The organism is Thiohalophilus sp., assembly GCF_034521165.1.
In the GTDB taxonomy this organism is placed as follows: domain Bacteria; phylum Pseudomonadota; class Gammaproteobacteria; order UBA6429; family Thiohalophilaceae; genus Thiohalophilus.
In genome coordinates this window covers 39,633-54,702 of record NZ_JAXHMV010000011.1, presented here as the reverse complement: position 1 = coordinate 54,702, position 15,070 = coordinate 39,633, and the positions used below count along the sequence as shown (strand labels likewise).

Sequence of the window (15,070 nt, the reverse complement as noted above, 5' to 3'; positions counted from 1 at the left end):
TCCTAACTCCTAACTCCTAACTCCTAACTCCTTACTTCCCACTGTTCACCATTTAATTCCCTTAAAAATAACATCCTTCCGTATATTCTCGCGATACTGTTCGACCACTTCGAACAACCGATCCATCACCTCTTCAGTCAGGTAATGGGGTTTGACGCCGATATCCTGCAGCCCCTGGTAGGTCGGGTTGTAGTAATGTTCTTCCGCTTCCTTGCGCGGATTGGGAATCGATTTGATTTCAACCTGATGACCGCGCCGGTTGCCGACTTTCTGTGTCAGTTCGGCCAGTTCGTTGACGCTGAAGGTTTCCATGATCTGGTTGAATATCCGCAGCTCGCCCTTCTGGGCCGGATTCTGTTCCGAGACATGAACACATTGCAGGGTGTCCCTGATGTTGAGATAGCCCCGGGTCTGCCCTCCGCCGCCATATACTGTCAACGGGTAACCGACCACGGCCTGGGTGACGAAGCGGTTGACGATGGTGCCGAAAATCTCGTCATAGTTGAAAATGGTCTTGAGTCGATCGTCGATGGCGGACTCTTCGGTCTCGATACCGTAGACCGGCCCCTGCATCAGATCGGTCACTTTCAGGTCCCACATACGCACGCCGAACCACATCAGGTCGGTGTCCATCACCTTGGTCGTGTGGTACAAACTGCCGGCCTGGCGGGGGTACAGGAAGGTGTCCTTGCGCCCCTTGTGCTCCACCTCCAGCCAGCCCTCTTCGATGTCGATGTTGGGCGTGCCATATTCGCCCATGGTGCCGAGCTTGATGAGGTGTGTATCGCGGGCATAATCACGGATGGCCCATAGCAGGTTGTTGGTGACACGCAGGTTGTTGACCAGGGTGATATCGGCATGCTGATAGTCCATCAGCGAATACGGGGCGGAAGGCTGTTCGGCATAGTGGACAACGGTTTCGGGGATGCCGGTAAACTCTTCATTGACCGCCCACTGGTATTTGACCCCACCGTCGAACAGGCGGCGCATCGCCTCGGGTTGGGCGAGATCGGCAATGACGACCTTGATTTCCCTGCCGGTCTGCTCGTGCCAGATCTTAGCCCGCTCAATCAGCGTGGGTACGGAATAGAGCATACCGGTATCCAGCTCGGTACAGGCGTTGCGACGGAAGTAGTTATCGACCACGGTAACCTGGTAGCCCAGGTTGGAAAAATACATCGCGGTCGGCCACCCCAGGTAGCCGTCACCGCCGAGAATCAGTACGTGTTTCAAAATCGAACCCCGAAGTTGATTAATTTTAAATGGTGAATTTTGAGTTTTGAATTAAAAACAAAGTTTTCAGTCCATAGTTTGCAGACGGCAGAACAAAAACAGTTCTGAGTTCTTAGTACTTAGTACTAAGCCCAGTCGTTTGAATGTTTAATGCTGAATTACAAATAAAGTTTTCAGTTCACAGTCTGCAGACAGCAGAACAAAGACAGTTCTGAGTCACAACAAAGTTCTTAGTTCCTACAAAAGTTAGAGCCGCAGATCGCATTCTTCTGGTGGCAGCAGGTATTTGATGTCGTACAGGACATGGTTTTCTTTCCCGAGCGAGCGTATGGCTTGTGGCCCCATTGTTTTGAACTGGTCGTGGCCGACGGCGATGATGATCGCGTCGTAGGTGCCGGACTCCCCCTCTCCCGGCCCTCTCCCTGAGGGAGAGGGGAGTTTGGTGAGTAGTTCGATATTATATTCATGCCGGGCGTCTTCCGCATTGACCCAGGGATCATAGACATCGACGCAGGTATTGTAATCGGCCAGTTCACGAACGATGTCGATGACGCGGGTGTTGCGCAGATCGGGACAGTTTTCCTTGAATGTCAGGCCCATCACTAAAATGCGGCTGCCTTCCACCTGGATGCGTTTTTTGAGCATGGCCTTGACCAGTTGCGAGACGATATGGGCGCCCATGTTATCGTTGAGCCGGCGGCCGGCCAGGATCATCTCCGGGTGATAGCCGACGGTCTGGGCCTTGTGGGTCAGGTAGTAGGGATCGACGCCGATGCAGTGACCGCCGACCAGGCCGGGCCGAAATGGCAGGAAGTTCCATTTGGTGCCGGCGGCTTCGAGCACCTGCAGGGTGTCGATATTCAGCTTGTTGAACAGAATCGCCAGCTCGTTGATCAGGGCGATATTGACGTCGCGCTGGGTGTTTTCGATCACCTTGGCCGCTTCGGCGACTTTGATGCTGGCGGCCTTGTGGGTGCCGGCGGTGATGATGCTGGCGTAGAGCTGATCGACAAATTCCGCCACTTCCGGGGTGGAGCCGGAGGTGACTTTTTTAATAGAGGTGACGCGGTGTTGTTTGTCGCCGGGGTTGATGCGTTCGGGGCTATAACCTAGATAAAAGCCATCAGACTGCAGTTGGCAGTTGGCAGCATTTATATAAGTGAGGCCGGAGTGCTTTTCCAGGATCGGGGCGCAGTCTTCTTCGGTGGCGCCGGGGTAGACGGTGGATTCGTAGATGACGATGTCGCCCTCTTTCAGCACCTTGCCGATGGTCTCAGAGGCTTTGAGTAACGGTGTGAGATCGGGGCGTTTGTGGCTGTCAATCGGGGTCGGCACGGTGACGATGTAGACGTTGCAGTCGGCCAGGTCGTCCGGGTTGCTGGTAAAGCTGAGCCGGGTGCACTGTTTGAGTTCGTCGCTATCGACTTCGAGGGTGGCATCGTAACCGTTTCGCAGTTCGCCGATGCGTTTGGGGTTGATATCGAAACCGACGACCGGGCGGTGTTTGCCGAATTCGGCGGCGAGAGGGAGGCCGACGTAACCCAACCCGATGACGGCGAGTTTCGCCTTTTCAAGGTCGAAACTCGAGTTCTGAGTGCTGAGTTCTGAGTTCTGAGTCATTTTAAAAATAGTTCCGAGTGGTGAGTTCTAAGTACTTAGTACTTAGTACTTAGTACTTAGTTCAGAATATTGAGTTCTGAGTTAAAACCAGGCTCTCTTTCAGGTTAATTGCCGTGCAACTGCTCTGGCGTAGTCTTTAAAGTCGGTTATCTGTTGTTTGGCAATGCTGTGCACGATTGCCCAGTGCGATCGCGCGGTAGTTATGAACGGCGATATTACGAAAGCCGACTGCTTTTCTCATCTGCGCGGCGGTTTGCTTATCCAGGATTTCTGACTGTGCGAGTATTGTGAAAGTCTCGCCCATTGTGTCAGGCGGTGTTATTTCCGTATCGGCTATGATGTGCATCCCGATATCGACACAGAGTTGAACCGCACGGCTCAGATTGAGGGTGAGGATATCCTGGGCATCCGGATCCGACTGCAGCTCTTCTACGGTTTGTGGACATTTCTCCTCGACACGCTGAAGGCAACGCCGCAGTGATTCCAGTTTTTGTTCGATTAATGCCCTATCCATTTTTGCCTTCTTTCTGTCAGCAGCCTTGTCTGATAAGGGACAAAATCGGCCTGGTCGAACAGATGTCGAACCATGAGCCTGGCGTAGTCTGATTTGTCGCCCAGTAATAAGCGTCCATGGCGAATTATTTGCCCTAGTAACGGTTCGCCGACCCGGGTTAAATCAATCAGGTCGACAGGCCTGCCGATTCGCTCACCCAATTCAGAAATGAGTGTTCTTTTCTCATCACTGGTTATCGGACGGTTCAATGAGATAGCGAGATCCAGATCGCTGTCACGGCCGGCCCTGGCGATCGCGAGCGATCCAAACAGGATAGCCAGTTTTATTTCCGGATGCTGTGTCAGCACGTCCAGGATGCTGGTTTCTTCGGGACTGTGTTTGGTTTTCAGGGGCATTTATTTGAGTACCGGGTTCATAGTACTTAGTACTTAGTACTTAGTACTTAGTACTTAGTGCTTAGTGCTTAGTACTTAGTACTTAGTTCTGAGTTCCGAGTCGTAGGCCGGACATAGCACCCTTCGGACATAAATTCCGCGGTGTCCGGCACGATTTGCCCGATACCGCGTTGCTTTATCGGGCATTCATCTTTGAGGCATGCCTGTTTATTCCAGCCAGCCGCGTCCGTCGATGGTTTTTGCCATTTCGCAGGCGGTCTGAAGAAGTGTCGACACATAGTCATGCCCGCTTTGCAGTGCGCTCACCAGTATTTGTGGATCTTCGATATATTCGTGAACCATCTGATTTCGGAGCTTACGTATGGTAAGCCAATCGTTCGCCGAAGGTATCAGCCCCCAACGCTCGGCAAGATCAAGGTTATCCGCAGCGAGGCCCGGCATTTCGCCCAGCGCTATCAGCAAGGTGGGCAGCAGTTTATCGCCAAGGGTATCCTGAAGCCGTCCGAATCGGCCTACAAACGCATCAACCCGCTCGGCCTCTTCAGGGTTTTGATCCAGGCTTTACACGTATTGAACCGTGAATGGTTGCGCGAACAATCTTTGATCGGTGCCTTGCAAGTGGTCGCTTTCTCGCTCCACAACCCGGACCAGAAACCCCAGTCGTTCAAGGGTTTGCGAGTCCGGTTTCACAGTGGTATGCCTTCTTCCCTGGCAATTTTGTGGATTGTGTCGTGCCGTAGGTTCGGGGCTTCCAGGACGACATCCACCGAGCGTCCGTCCATGGCGCGGCTGATTAGCGCCTCAAGACGCGCGGCCAGCCAGGCCGGGTTGGAAACGCTGGTATCGACCGAGACCAGTAGATCCAGATCACCGCCGCGAAGCTCGTCATGGAGCCGTGATCCGAACAGGCGAATTTTGGCCTCGGCTCCCGCCTCTTCGGCAACTATCTTTCGGATGGCGGCGATCTGTTTATCTGATAAACGCATGGCGGTCAGACTCTTACCGATTTAATGTTCATGTGTAGTTCCGTCCCACTTATGTGAGTGTAACAGAAAATCCTTAGTTCTTAGTTGTAAAAAAAGTTGGCAGCCGGCAGTTTGCAGTTGGCAGAAAAAATAGTTCTAAGTGCTTAGTTCTTAGTTCTTAGTTCTTAGTTCTTAGTTCTTAGTTCTTAGTTCTTAGTTCTTAGTTCTTAGTTCTTAGTTCTTAGTTCCAAGTCTGGATTCCGGCATCCGCCGGAATGACGGTTGTTTGTGCCGGATATTAAAAAATAGTTCTGAGTTCTAAGTTCTAAGTTCTAAGTTCTGAGTTCTGAGTTCTGAGTTCTTAGTCCTAAGCCTGGATTGCGGCATCGGCTTGGCGCCTGCCGGTGCAGGCTGCTTACTGCTCACTGCTCACTGCTCACTGCTCACTGCTTACTGCCTACTGCTAACTGCCTACTGCTTACTGCCCACTGCCGACTTGATAGTATTCACGGTACCAGTCGACGAAGTTGCGGATGCCTTGCTCGACGCTGGTGTCGGGTTTGTAGCCGGTGTCGTTGACCAGGTCCTGGACGTCGGCGTAGGTGTCGGGGACGTCGCCGGGTTGCAGGGGCAGCAGGTTTTTTTCGGCTTTTTTGCCCAGGCATTCTTCCAGGACTTCGATGTAGTGCATCAGCTCGACGGGGTTGTTGTTGCCGATGTTGTAGACCCGCCAGGGTGCCATGCTGGTACCGGGATCGGGGGCGGCGCCGGACCAGTTTGGGTTCGGCTGCGCGGGGCGATCGAGTACGCGGATGACGCCTTCGACGATGTCGTCGATGTAGGTGAAATCGCGCCGGTGGTTGCCGTAGTTGAAGACGTCGATGGGCTCGCCGGCCAGGATCTTCTTTGTAAACAGGAACAGGGCCATGTCGGGCCGGCCCCAGGGGCCGTAGACGGTGAAAAACCGCAGGCCCGTGGTCGGCAGGTTGTACAGATGGCTGTAGGTATGGGCCATCAGTTCGTTGGCCTTCTTGCTGGCGGCGTACAGGCTTAGCGGATGATCGACATTGTCATGCACGGAGAACGGCATGGTGGTGTTGGCGCCGTAGACCGAGCTGGATGAGGCAAACACCAGGTGCTCCACACCGTTGTGGCGGCAGCCTTCGAGAATATGCCCGAATCCGACCAGGTTACTGTCGATGTAGGACATCGGGTTTTCGATGGAATAGCGCACCCCGGCCTGGGCCGCCAGGTTCACCACCCGGTTGGGTTTGTGGGTGGCGAAGGCGTCCTCGATAGCCGCTCTGTCCCCCAGATCAATGCGCAAATGGGTATAGGCCGGATGATCGGCATGGCGCGCCAGGCGCGCTTCCTTGATGGCGGGATCGTAGTAGTCGTTGTGATTGTCGATGCCGATGACTTCGTCGCCGCGTTCCAGCAAGCGGAGGCTGAGGGCAGATCCTATAAAACCTGCCGATCCTGTTACCAATACTTTCATGAAAGAGTCCTGAGTTCTGAGTTCTGAGTTCTGAGTTCTTAGTTGTAAAAAAAGTTGGCAGCCGGCAGTTTGCAGAAAAAATAGTTCTAAGTGCTTAGTTCTTAGTTCCAAGTCTGGATTCCGGCATACGCCGGAATGACGTTTGTTTGGATTCCGGCCCCGGCCTGGCGTCTGCCGGTACAGCTGCTGAAGATAAAGTTGGCAGCCGGCAGTTTGCAGTTGGCAGAAAAAATAGTTCTAAGTGCTTAGTTCTTAGTTCTTAGTTCTTAGTTCTTAGTTCTTAGTTCTTAGTTCTTAGTTCTTAGTCTTAGTTCTTAGTTCTTAGTTCTTAGTTCCAAGTCTGGATTCCGGCATACGCCGGAATGACGTTTGTTTGGATTCCGGCCCCGGCCTGGCATCTGCCGGTACAGGCTTTGCGCCGCAACGACGGTTTTTTGTGCCGGATACCGCTGCGCTTTATCCGGCCTACTTCTTAAAGATAAAGTTGGCGGACGAAAGATGGCAGATGGCAGATGGCAGCCCATTAAAGCTCAATCAGCATGCGCAGCATTCATGAATTCAAAATTCAACATTCAAAATTCAACATTTAGAATCACCTCTTCCATAAGCGTCGTCAAAGCGCACGATGTCGTCTTCGCCGAGGTAGCTGCCGGACTGGACTTCGATGATCTCCAGCGGGATGCTGCCGCGGTTTTCGAGGCGGTGTTTGACGCCCAGTGGAATAAATGTCGATTCGTTTTCGGTGACCAGAAACTGTTCCTCGCCGCGGGTGACGTAGGCGGTGCCGGTGACGATGACCCAGTGTTCGGCGCGGTGGTGATGCATTTGCAGCGACAGGGCCGCGCCCGGCTTTACCGTAATGCGTTTGACCTGGTAGCGGTTGCCTGTATCGATGGACTCGTAGCTGCCCCAGGGGCGGTAGACCTTGCGATGGGTCAGGTATTCCGCGCGGCTGGTGCTCTTGAGGTAATCGACGACCTGTTTCACATCCTGGGAGCGGTTTCTGTCCGCGACCAGTATCGCATCCGCGGTTTCCACGACGATGGTTTCTTTCAGGCCGACCGTTGCGATGTGGCGCTGATTGCTGAACAGCAGGCAATCCTCGTTATCCAGGGCGTAGACATCGCCTTTGATGACATTTCCCCCGGCGTCCTTGTCGGAGACTTCCCACAGGGTGGACCAGATACCGATATCCGACCAGCCGGCGGACATGGGCACCACCACGGGATAAAATGTCGCGCTGGCCGAATCCCCGCTGAGCTTTTCCATCACCGCGTAGTCTATGGAATCGCTGGGGGAAGCAAGAAAGGCCGTCTTGTCGACGCGAACAAAGTCCCGATCGTCCTCGCGGTTGGCGAAAGCCTGTTGCACTGCGTTGTAAATCGCCGGGGCGCAGATTTCGATCGCGCTGTTCCAGACGCCCGCCTGCATCATGAACATGCCGCTATTCCAGAGATAATCACCACTGGCGACGTAGGATTCGGCCGTAGTCTGATCCGGCTTTTCCACAAAGCGGTCAATCGCGCAAGCGACCGGATCGTTGTCAATCGGCTTGCCTTTGTGAATATACCCATAGCCGGTCTCGGCACGGGTCGGCTCGATCCCGAAAGTCACCAGCTTGCCCTGCCCGGCCTGGGCAATGCCGTGGCGCAGACTCGTCTGGAAGCTGGCCTGGTCCAGAATCACGTGGTCCGCGGGCATCACCAGCATAATGGTATCCGGATCCTGTGCGGCAATGGCCAGCGCGGCCAGGGTCAGGGCCGGGGCAGTGTTGCGGCCCTGGGGTTCGAGAATAATCGCCTCGGGCGGACAGTCGATCTGGCGCAGCTGCTCGGCAATAAAGAAGCGGTGTTCTTCATTGCAGACCACAATCGGCGGCCGCATGGTCAAATCGTCGGCATCACGGTCCAGTCCCTCCAGACGGCTGACCGTATCCTGAATCAGGGTCTGTTCGGAAAACAGGGCCAGCAACTGCTTGGGATAATGCTCCCGCGATACCGGCCACAGGCGCGAACCGGTTCCGCCGGAGAGGATGACGGGCTGCAAGTCCATCAGAATGCAGCCGGCAGATGACAGTTGGCAGTCATATGTTTACTCACTGATTCTTTATTGTTTTTGAAAGACCGACTAGCATAGCAGATATCTCCCGGGTCTCGTTTGCCCAATTTATGCCAATATCTTTCGAAATATAGCCAATTTTCATTCCGATTAAGATCTGTGTTCTCAGCTCGGCGCAAGAACCTTTTGCGTATGATAGGAAGTTCATAGTTTCTTTCGCTGAACTTCTGTCAACACCTTCCGCAATATTACTGGGAACTGAAAGGCCCGAACGCGTTATCTGATCCCGAAAACCATAATCCCTGATTTTTTGCATTTCTATATAAATATCAGCGCTTAAAGTTGAGGCACGTTTCCAGACATCCAAATCTTCAAAAGCCATATAACCTCCATGTTATTAAAGCGAAGTTGGCAGATGGCAGTTTTCAGTTTGCAGATATTTTGAGTCGCGCCGGAGGCGCTCTTACAACTGTTAACTGTTTACTGCCATCTGCCGACTTTGTTTTATGCCAACTTTCATTATTAGTCGCTATTGAACAAATCGCGCGTATAGACTTTTTCCACTACGTCCTTGAGGTTATCGGACAATCGATTGGCGACGATGACGTCGCAACATTGTTTAAATTCGGTCAGATCCTTGATGACGCGGGAGTTGTAGAAAGTTGTCTTCTTCCAGCACCGGTTCGTAGACGACGACTTCGATACCCTTGGCCTTGATGCGCTTCATGACGCCCTGGATGGCGGAGGTGCGGAAGTTGTCGGAGCCGCTTTTCATGACCAGGCGGTAGATGCCGACGGTTTTGCGTTTGTTGATCCCCTCACCCTCTGGCCCTTCGGGCAGGGACGAGTTACGAGTGGCGAGTGACGAGGGTCTATTACTCCCCTCTCCCTGGCCCTCTCCCTGAGGGAGAAGAGGGATGTATCTGTTTAAATTTTCGAATAATCGCCTCGGCGATGAAGTCCTTGCGGGTGGTGTTGGCGTCAACAATTGCCTGCATAATATTGCTGGGAATATCCTGATAATTGGCCAGCAGTTGCTTGGTGTCCTTGGGCAGGCAGTAGCCGCCGTAGCCGAAGGACGGGTTGTTGTAGTGGTTGCCGATACGCGGATCGAGGCCCACGCCGTCGATGATGTGGCGCGTGTCCAGGCCATGGGTTTCGGCGTAGGTATCCAGTTCGTTGAAGAACGCCACGCGCATGGCCAGATAGGTATTGGCGAAGAGTTTCACCGCCTCGGCTTCGGTGCTGTTCATGAACAGCATCGAAATGTCTTCTTTAATTGCCCCCTGTTTGAGCAGGTTAGCAAAAGTCTCGGCCCGTTCGGATTGCTCACCGACGATGATGCGCGAGGGGTAGAGGTTGTCGTAGAGGGCTTTGCCTTCTCTTAAAAACTCGGGAGAAAAAATGATAGTTCTGAGTTCTGAGTTCTTAGTTCTTAGTTTTTCGTTGAGGCTCCGTGTGTAGCCGACCGGGATGGTTGATTTTATGACCATGGTTGCATCGGGGTTGATGGCCAGGACATCTTCGATGACAGACTCGACGGTGCTGGTGTTGAAGTAGTTGGTTTGCGGGTCGTAGTCGGTCGGGGTGGCGATGATGATGAAGTCGGCATCGCGGTAGGCATCTTCCTTGTCCAGGGTCGCGCGCAGATTGAGGTTGTTATTGGCCAGATAGGCCTCGATCTCGGTGTCGATGATCGGGGATTTGCGGGCATTGATCAGCTCGACCTTTTCCGGATCGATATCCAGGGCGACAACTTCGTTGTGTTGCGCGAGCAGGATGGCGTTGGAGAGACCGACGTAGCCGGTGCCGGCGATGGCCACCTTATAGTGCTGAGTTCTGAGTTCTGAGTGCTGAGTCATATTAATAGTTCTTAGTTCCGAGTTCTTAGTACTTAGTTAAGAGATAGTTCTTAGTTCTTAGTTCTTAGTACTCGATCATTCACATTGTTTGGCGACTGAGGTTCGTAGTCCTGAGGTTATTTTTGATACTTCTACAGAAATATCGTACAAACGTTCAAACATACTATTGTTTATATATCCCACGTCGAGGGCGACATATAATTGGGAGCGGACTTCGGCGCAGGAGGCTTTGGCAATAACCAGGAACTGGTGAAATTCTTTTGATCCTTTTCGCTCGAACCCTTCTGCTATATTCGACATCACCGATACTGCCGCCCGTCGAATCTGGTCGCGAAGGGCAAAGTCTTTGGAAAAGTTGCCTTCGCCGGTGATTTTATAAATTGCGGCAGCCATTTCTCTGGACTTTTGCCAGGCTATCAGGTCTTCGAATCGTTCTATTCCAGCCATTTTTACTCCTCCTTGAGTTTAAAAAAATAGTTCTGAGTCCTGAGTACTAAGGACTTAGAACTAAGTACTGTATTCTACATTTCTTTACCTGAACCGGTATTCCTTGCCCTGGCGATGAATTCGGCGAAGAAGGCGGCGAAGACGCCGAGCATGAGGCCGAGGACGATGGACAGGGCCATGACCAGCTTCGGTTTTGGTTTGACAGGGCTCTCTTTTGTCAGCTGTTTGCCAACGATGTGAGTAGCGAAGGAGTCAGACAACATTGACTGCGCATCAACGAGATCCTTCTCCATGGCGACAATTGTATCTCTTACATTGCCCCTGTTTACCATCAACAGTGCAAGATGGCCCGCATCAGCGCCTTTGATATTTTTGATTACAAGGTCGAGTTCATCCAGTTGACTGCGATATCCGCGAATATCATTGAGCAGCGATTGTTCGCGCTTTTCCAAACGGGCAACGGCCTCTCTATATTGTTCATTATGACGGGTCTTCATTTTCTCAATAACTGCGGAAAAGAGACTCTTTGGCTTTGGAGAGTGATCCGGCATGCACGACAATCCTTACTGAATTCTTTGTGCCTTCAGGATTAGTATCCAGGGCGTCTATTTTGAATTCTGCAGTTCCTGAATATGCAGCGAGCAACCTTTGTTTTAAGACATTAACATCTTCGACAACTTTATTACCCGCCCTGCCGATCTCGACTATGGCTCGGCTTTCGTAGACAGGTTTGGCCAGTAAGAGATAGATGATCGCCACCACAATTACCGCTGCGAACGCCGTAATCAGTACTTTTTTGCGCCGCATCAGGGTGTTCCAGAGATCGATGAGACTAATCTCGTCGTCGGGATAGTAGTATTGCTGGGGCGCGGGTTGTTGTGGTGTTTGGTTATTGTTCATTATTATTCCAATTTTTAGTTCTTAGTTCTTAGTTCTTAGTTCTTAGTTAAGATCATACATGCTTTCAGTCTGGTTGCTGAGTAACTGCTCTGGCAAAGTCTTTAAAGTCATGTATCTGTTTCCTGGCAATATTGTGCACGATTGCCCAGTCGACAACCTGGTAGTTATGAACAGCGATATTACGAAAACCGACTGCTTTTCTCATCATTAATGCCCTATCCATTTCTGCCTTCTTTCAGCCAATAGCCTTTGCTGGTACGGCACAAAATCAGCCTGATCTAACAAATGACGAACCTTGAGTTTGGTGTAGTCTGCTTTTTCACCAACTAATAGGCGGCCATGGCGAATGATTTGGCCTAACAATGGTTCACCGACCCGGGTCAGATCAATCAGGTCGACAGGCCTGCCGATACGTTCTCCTAACTCCGAAATAAGCGCCATTTGCTCTTCGCTGGTCATCGGACGGCCCAATGAGATGGCAATATCCAGATCGCTATCCCGGCCCGCTCTGTCCGTTGCCAGGGATCCGAAGAGGATAGCCAGCCGGATATTCGGATGGTGGCCCAGGATTTCCCGGAGCTGGTTGGCGGTTTCTGTTTTTTTACTCATAAAATTTAGTAAAAACAGTTGGCACGAATAAGTTAGCAGCAGGTATTAATTTTGAGTTTTGAATGTTGAATTAATAACAAAGCACACAGTTGGCAGTTATCGCGGCGGAGCCGCTCCTACATGCTGCCGATTTTTATCTATCTCGGCGGAGCTGCTCTCTAGAAAATAGTGCTGAGTGCCGAGTCATTTATTTCGGTTTATTTTCTACTCCCACACCGCTTTGCTGTAGTGAGCGTGGATGGTTTCGTCTTTGGTGATGAGCGGTGCATCGAAGACCGCGGCCTGGGCCACTATCAACCGGTCGAAGGGATCGCGGGTCCAGGTTTGTGCTTCGGCTTCGCGGACGACCGCGGCGAAAGAGGCTTTGCAAACAGTAACGCCCAGTGCTGATTCTATTGCATCCAGTACCGGCAACGGTGGTTGAGTCACCCGTTCAATTTCATAAAGATACTGCAGCTCCAGGCGCACCATGGGCGATAGCCGAATATCATTGCTGGATTCCAGCAAGGTTCGGGCAGAGCCTGGAACGGCACTGGCTCCTTCACTATAGAGCCAGGCCACGACATGGGTATCAAGGTAAATCAGGGACGCCATTCGTCCGACCAATCCATGTGTACGAGATCCTCCTTGTTGCCTTTGAGGTATTGCGGATGCGGTTGAAGCATATCCAGTTTGCCTTTTTGCTCGGCGATAATCCGCAGCCGCCGTCCCTTGCGTTCGATTTCAACCGGTTCTCCTGATTCCAGGACCCGATCCAGGATGCGGTACAAATTGGCCCTTAACCGTGAGGGGGTCAGGTTTTCGATCATGGCGACGCCTCCGTAACGTACGTACTTTCATTGTAGCGTACGTTACCGGTTGGGTACAGGTCCGGGTGAAATAGTGCTGAGTCAAAACAAAGTTAGCAGTTGGCAGTCTTCAGTTTGCAGCAAATTCAGAAGCTAAAAAAGAATAGTGCTGAGTGCTGAGTTGGTGCGTAGGACGCACCCTACTTGGCTGAGTGCTGAGTGCTGAGTGCTGAGTCATTTATTTCGGTTCATTTTTTTCGTCAAGCAAACGAGAGACTGCTTGCATCAAGCCCGGTAGTTTGCCTTCAACAACACCCCAGACAAGTGCATCATCGACGTCGGCATATCCATGAATCAGGATATTTCGAAATGCTATAATCCTTTTGTATTCAGGAATGGAAGCCACCATGTCCGGCGAAACTCTGGCAAGTTGATTTAGTGCCTCACCCATGATTTCAAACTGCCGTTCCACGCCAGCTCGCAAGAGCTCATCCTTGAGATAGTCCGAATAATCTTTTTTATGAACAAATTGCTGCACCCGAGAGCCAGCCACCCAGATATCATGCAGGTATTTTTCCGGTTCACGCCGCATACAGAAGCGACTGATTTAGTTCAACTTCACGCCGTAACCAGGGGTTGCGCAAGCTGGATGCGCTAACCAGGTCTATCGGCCGCTTAAACAGCGATTGTAATTCCTCAAGCAATCCAAAATAGGCATCGGCATATTTTTCAGGCGACATCGATTCAAAATCAACCAGAAAATCCAGATCACTGTGTTCCGGGTCAAATGAATCACCCAGTGCCGAGCCAAAAATGGCTAGCCGTTGCACATGATATTCTTCGCACAATCGATTAATGTCAGCCTGTTTTTCTGTTATATCAGCGTACATATGAAATAGTTCTGAGTGCTAAGTACTAAGTACTGAGAGGTGTGGTGTTGAGTTGCCTGTTACGCAATTTGAGCGACAGTGCACCGGAAAATTCGGTAATCACCCAGTCGCTGATGGTCAGTTGTTCTGGCGGCTGCGCTGCCAGCCATTGTTGCATCTCGGTGGTGCGCGACTCGTTGGTCAGGGCCGAGACCAGCAGACTGGTGTCGAGATACAGCATTAATAGCGGGCGTTATCCCGCATTTGTCGCATGAACTCGCCGGCTTCTTCGCTTTGCGGCGGCATGCTGGCCGTTAATTGTTGCAGCTGCTCCAGGTCCACCGGTTTGCGGGGACTCTCGGGTCGGGTCATGCGAACCACCGGTTTACCGCGTTTGGTGATCACCACGGTCTCCCCCGCCGCCGCCAGCTCGGCCAGCTCGCTAAGCCGCGCCTTGGCATCCGCCAGGCTGACTGTTTTACTGTCCATGTTGGGCTCCGATATGACTCATTAACTGGTCAGATTATAGACCAGATTGGACAAAGTTGGCAGAACTGTCAGTTCTGAGTGCTGAGTGCTGAGTGCTGAGTTTCGTCAGGACTTTACAGACTCAGGTATTCACCCGCTTCCAGGGTTTGTTCGGGAAATCTCGCTCGCATGCGTTGGTCGAACGTGACGACCCGCATGTTGTGTTGTTCGGCGGCGGTGACAAAGAGTGTGTCGTAAACCGGGTGGTCTTGTTCTATCGAGAAGGTCAGGGCTTGTGGCCATAGCGCCTGACTACTGACGACCTGCGTAAAAAGGGCCTCGGCGTCTTCCATGATCTCATAGGCCGTTGCCGCATCGGTGCCGGCGCGTTGCACCCATTGCCAGAGCACATTGGCCAGCTCGGCACGGACGGTGTCGGGTACGACGATCGACTCGGCTTTTTTCAGGACTTCCAGCGCCGTCTCACGGTATTGCTCTACCCCCAGCAGGGCGTAGGCAAATACCATGGTATCGATCACCACTAACGTCGACCTTGATTCCGCCAGTCCGCGACATCCTCCGGGCTCAATGGCGGCATTTGTGTCCAACGCTCACGCACCCGGCTCAGAATCTCTTCCCGGGGGCCATAGTAGCGCTGGAGCAATGCCCTGACTTCCTGTTCCATGGAATGCTGATGCCCTTCGGCCGCCTGTTTGAGCCGTTCAACCACGTTGTCGGGCAAATTCCGCACTGTTACTGTGGCCATCTCACTTCTCCGGTGTAAAGTGACAGCATAATGCTAGCATAAAATAAAGTTGGCAGTTGGCAGCCGTCAGTTTGCAGC

The 15,070-nt window shown here is 52.1% G+C and carries 20 protein-coding genes and 3 pseudogenes; all 23 read right to left on the bottom strand.

What is annotated here, in order from left to right; translation table 11 throughout:
* Window positions 1–45: 45 nt before the first annotated feature.
* A complete protein-coding gene (locus tag U5K34_RS10430; protein WP_322568329.1) occupies window positions 46–1,233 on the bottom strand; it encodes an NAD-dependent epimerase/dehydratase family protein in 1,188 nt (395 codons plus the stop codon).
* A 246-nt stretch (window positions 1,234–1,479) separates the two neighbouring features.
* Entirely contained in the window at window positions 1,480–2,853 is a 1,374-nt protein-coding gene (tviB, locus tag U5K34_RS10425; protein WP_322568328.1) for a Vi polysaccharide biosynthesis UDP-N-acetylglucosamine C-6 dehydrogenase TviB, read from the bottom strand.
* A gap of 99 nt (window positions 2,854–2,952) precedes the next feature.
* Window positions 2,953–3,367 (bottom strand): annotated as a pseudogene (gene hepT, locus U5K34_RS10420) (type VII toxin-antitoxin system HepT family RNase toxin).
* Window positions 3,352–3,762 (bottom strand): type VII toxin-antitoxin system MntA family adenylyltransferase antitoxin, encoded by a 411-nt coding sequence (gene mntA, locus U5K34_RS10415; protein WP_322568326.1) that lies wholly within the window; start codon window positions 3,760–3,762, stop codon window positions 3,352–3,354. Before mntA (U5K34_RS10415) ends, hepT begins: the two are co-directional and overlap by 16 nt.
* A 207-nt stretch (window positions 3,763–3,969) precedes the next feature.
* The gene (locus tag U5K34_RS10410) at window positions 3,970–4,224 is read right to left on the bottom strand and encodes a hypothetical protein (RefSeq protein WP_322568325.1); all 255 of its coding nucleotides are present in this window, start codon (window positions 4,222–4,224) and stop codon (window positions 3,970–3,972) included.
* 224 nt (window positions 4,225–4,448) lie between these two features.
* Entirely contained in the window at window positions 4,449–4,748 is a 300-nt protein-coding gene (locus U5K34_RS10405) for a nucleotidyltransferase domain-containing protein (protein WP_322568324.1), read from the bottom strand.
* A 457-nt stretch (window positions 4,749–5,205) separates the two neighbouring features.
* Window positions 5,206–6,225, bottom strand: coding sequence for an NAD-dependent epimerase (locus U5K34_RS10400; RefSeq protein WP_322568323.1), 1,020 nt, complete (start codon window positions 6,223–6,225; stop codon window positions 5,206–5,208).
* Between the two features lie 579 nt (window positions 6,226–6,804).
* Window positions 6,805–8,277 (bottom strand): mannose-1-phosphate guanylyltransferase/mannose-6-phosphate isomerase, encoded by a 1,473-nt coding sequence (locus U5K34_RS10395; RefSeq protein ID WP_322568322.1) that lies wholly within the window; start codon window positions 8,275–8,277, stop codon window positions 6,805–6,807.
* A 43-nt stretch (window positions 8,278–8,320) separates the two neighbouring features.
* Window positions 8,321–8,665 (bottom strand): four helix bundle protein, encoded by a 345-nt coding sequence (locus U5K34_RS10390; protein WP_322568321.1) that lies wholly within the window; start codon window positions 8,663–8,665, stop codon window positions 8,321–8,323.
* A gap of 140 nt (window positions 8,666–8,805) precedes the next feature.
* A pseudogene (locus U5K34_RS10380) lies at window positions 8,806–10,145 on the bottom strand (nucleotide sugar dehydrogenase).
* A gap of 75 nt (window positions 10,146–10,220) precedes the next feature.
* On the bottom strand, window positions 10,221–10,592 hold the full coding sequence (locus U5K34_RS10375; protein ID WP_322568319.1) for a four helix bundle protein: 372 nt from the start codon (window positions 10,590–10,592) through the stop codon (window positions 10,221–10,223).
* Window positions 10,593–10,666: 74 nt separating this feature from the next.
* Window positions 10,667–11,143 (bottom strand): GNVR domain-containing protein, encoded by a 477-nt coding sequence (locus U5K34_RS10370; protein WP_322568318.1) that lies wholly within the window; start codon window positions 11,141–11,143, stop codon window positions 10,667–10,669.
* On the bottom strand, window positions 11,094–11,492 hold the full coding sequence (locus U5K34_RS10365) for a Wzz/FepE/Etk N-terminal domain-containing protein (RefSeq protein WP_322568317.1): 399 nt from the start codon (window positions 11,490–11,492) through the stop codon (window positions 11,094–11,096). Before U5K34_RS10365 ends, U5K34_RS10370 begins: the two co-directional genes overlap by 50 nt.
* 64 nt (window positions 11,493–11,556) lie before the next feature.
* Window positions 11,557–11,697: a DUF86 domain-containing protein gene (locus U5K34_RS16150; protein ID WP_416224083.1), complete on the bottom strand. Its 141-nt coding sequence runs from the start codon at window positions 11,695–11,697 to the stop codon at window positions 11,557–11,559.
* A 2-nt stretch (window positions 11,698–11,699) separates the two neighbouring features.
* On the bottom strand, window positions 11,700–12,101 hold the full coding sequence (gene mntA, locus U5K34_RS10360; protein WP_322568316.1) for a type VII toxin-antitoxin system MntA family adenylyltransferase antitoxin: 402 nt from the start codon (window positions 12,099–12,101) through the stop codon (window positions 11,700–11,702).
* 204 nt (window positions 12,102–12,305) lie between these two features.
* Window positions 12,306–12,695: a type II toxin-antitoxin system VapC family toxin gene (locus U5K34_RS10355; RefSeq protein ID WP_322568315.1), complete on the bottom strand. Its 390-nt coding sequence runs from the start codon at window positions 12,693–12,695 to the stop codon at window positions 12,306–12,308.
* Window positions 12,683–12,910: a hypothetical protein gene (locus U5K34_RS10350; RefSeq protein ID WP_322568314.1), complete on the bottom strand. Its 228-nt coding sequence runs from the start codon at window positions 12,908–12,910 to the stop codon at window positions 12,683–12,685. Before U5K34_RS10350 ends, U5K34_RS10355 begins: the two co-directional genes overlap by 13 nt.
* A gap of 217 nt (window positions 12,911–13,127) precedes the next feature.
* The gene (locus tag U5K34_RS10345) at window positions 13,128–13,481 is read right to left on the bottom strand and encodes a DUF86 domain-containing protein (RefSeq protein WP_322568313.1); all 354 of its coding nucleotides are present in this window, start codon (window positions 13,479–13,481) and stop codon (window positions 13,128–13,130) included.
* Window positions 13,471–13,779, bottom strand: coding sequence for a nucleotidyltransferase family protein (locus U5K34_RS10340; protein ID WP_322568312.1), 309 nt, complete (start codon window positions 13,777–13,779; stop codon window positions 13,471–13,473). Before U5K34_RS10340 ends, U5K34_RS10345 begins: the two co-directional genes overlap by 11 nt.
* 40 nt (window positions 13,780–13,819) lie before the next feature.
* Window positions 13,820–13,999, bottom strand: a pseudogene (locus U5K34_RS10335) (type II toxin-antitoxin system VapC family toxin); the annotation flags it as partial.
* On the bottom strand, window positions 13,999–14,247 hold the full coding sequence (locus U5K34_RS10330; RefSeq protein ID WP_322568310.1) for a type II toxin-antitoxin system prevent-host-death family antitoxin: 249 nt from the start codon (window positions 14,245–14,247) through the stop codon (window positions 13,999–14,001). The gene U5K34_RS10330 and the pseudogene U5K34_RS10335, both read right to left, overlap by 1 nt.
* Window positions 14,248–14,360: 113 nt before the next feature.
* Entirely contained in the window at window positions 14,361–14,768 is a 408-nt protein-coding gene (locus U5K34_RS10325; RefSeq protein WP_322568309.1) for a type II toxin-antitoxin system VapC family toxin, read from the bottom strand.
* Window positions 14,768–14,992, bottom strand: coding sequence for a FitA-like ribbon-helix-helix domain-containing protein (locus U5K34_RS10320; protein ID WP_322568308.1), 225 nt, complete (start codon window positions 14,990–14,992; stop codon window positions 14,768–14,770). The genes U5K34_RS10325 and U5K34_RS10320 overlap by 1 nt, the downstream gene beginning before the upstream one ends.
* Window positions 14,993–15,070: the final 78 nt, after the last annotated feature.

Excerpts from the sequence above, each read along its gene's own strand:
- U5K34_RS10320 (WP_322568308.1), bottom strand. The coding sequence starts at position 14,992 with ATGGCCACAGTAACAGTGCGGAATTTGCCCGACAACGTGGTTGAACGG.
- U5K34_RS10400 (WP_322568323.1), bottom strand. The coding sequence starts at position 6,225 with ATGAAAGTATTGGTAACAGGATCGGCAGGTTTTATAGGATCTGCCCTC.
- U5K34_RS10350 (WP_322568314.1), bottom strand. The coding sequence starts at position 12,910 with ATGATCGAAAACCTGACCCCCTCACGGTTAAGGGCCAATTTGTACCGC.
- U5K34_RS10365 (WP_322568317.1), bottom strand. The coding sequence starts at position 11,492 with ATGAACAATAACCAAACACCACAACAACCCGCGCCCCAGCAATACTAC.
- U5K34_RS10375 (WP_322568319.1), bottom strand. The coding sequence starts at position 10,592 with ATGGCTGGAATAGAACGATTCGAAGACCTGATAGCCTGGCAAAAGTCC.
- U5K34_RS10390 (WP_322568321.1), bottom strand. The coding sequence starts at position 8,665 with ATGGCTTTTGAAGATTTGGATGTCTGGAAACGTGCCTCAACTTTAAGC.
- U5K34_RS10405 (WP_322568324.1), bottom strand. The coding sequence starts at position 4,748 with ATGCGTTTATCAGATAAACAGATCGCCGCCATCCGAAAGATAGTTGCC.
- mntA (WP_322568316.1), bottom strand. The coding sequence starts at position 12,101 with ATGAGTAAAAAAACAGAAACCGCCAACCAGCTCCGGGAAATCCTGGGC.
- U5K34_RS16150 (WP_416224083.1), bottom strand. The coding sequence starts at position 11,697 with ATGAGAAAAGCAGTCGGTTTTCGTAATATCGCTGTTCATAACTACCAG.
- U5K34_RS10370 (WP_322568318.1), bottom strand. The coding sequence starts at position 11,143 with ATGCCGGATCACTCTCCAAAGCCAAAGAGTCTCTTTTCCGCAGTTATT.
- U5K34_RS10330 (WP_322568310.1), bottom strand. The coding sequence starts at position 14,247 with ATGGACAGTAAAACAGTCAGCCTGGCGGATGCCAAGGCGCGGCTTAGC.
- U5K34_RS10395 (WP_322568322.1), bottom strand. The coding sequence starts at position 8,277 with ATGGACTTGCAGCCCGTCATCCTCTCCGGCGGAACCGGTTCGCGCCTG.
- tviB (WP_322568328.1), bottom strand. The coding sequence starts at position 2,853 with ATGACTCAGAACTCAGAACTCAGCACTCAGAACTCGAGTTTCGACCTT.
- U5K34_RS10345 (WP_322568313.1), bottom strand. The coding sequence starts at position 13,481 with ATGCGGCGTGAACCGGAAAAATACCTGCATGATATCTGGGTGGCTGGC.
- mntA (WP_322568326.1), bottom strand. The coding sequence starts at position 3,762 with ATGCCCCTGAAAACCAAACACAGTCCCGAAGAAACCAGCATCCTGGAC.
- U5K34_RS10340 (WP_322568312.1), bottom strand. The coding sequence starts at position 13,779 with ATGTACGCTGATATAACAGAAAAACAGGCTGACATTAATCGATTGTGC.
- U5K34_RS10355 (WP_322568315.1), bottom strand. The coding sequence starts at position 12,695 with ATGGCGTCCCTGATTTACCTTGATACCCATGTCGTGGCCTGGCTCTAT.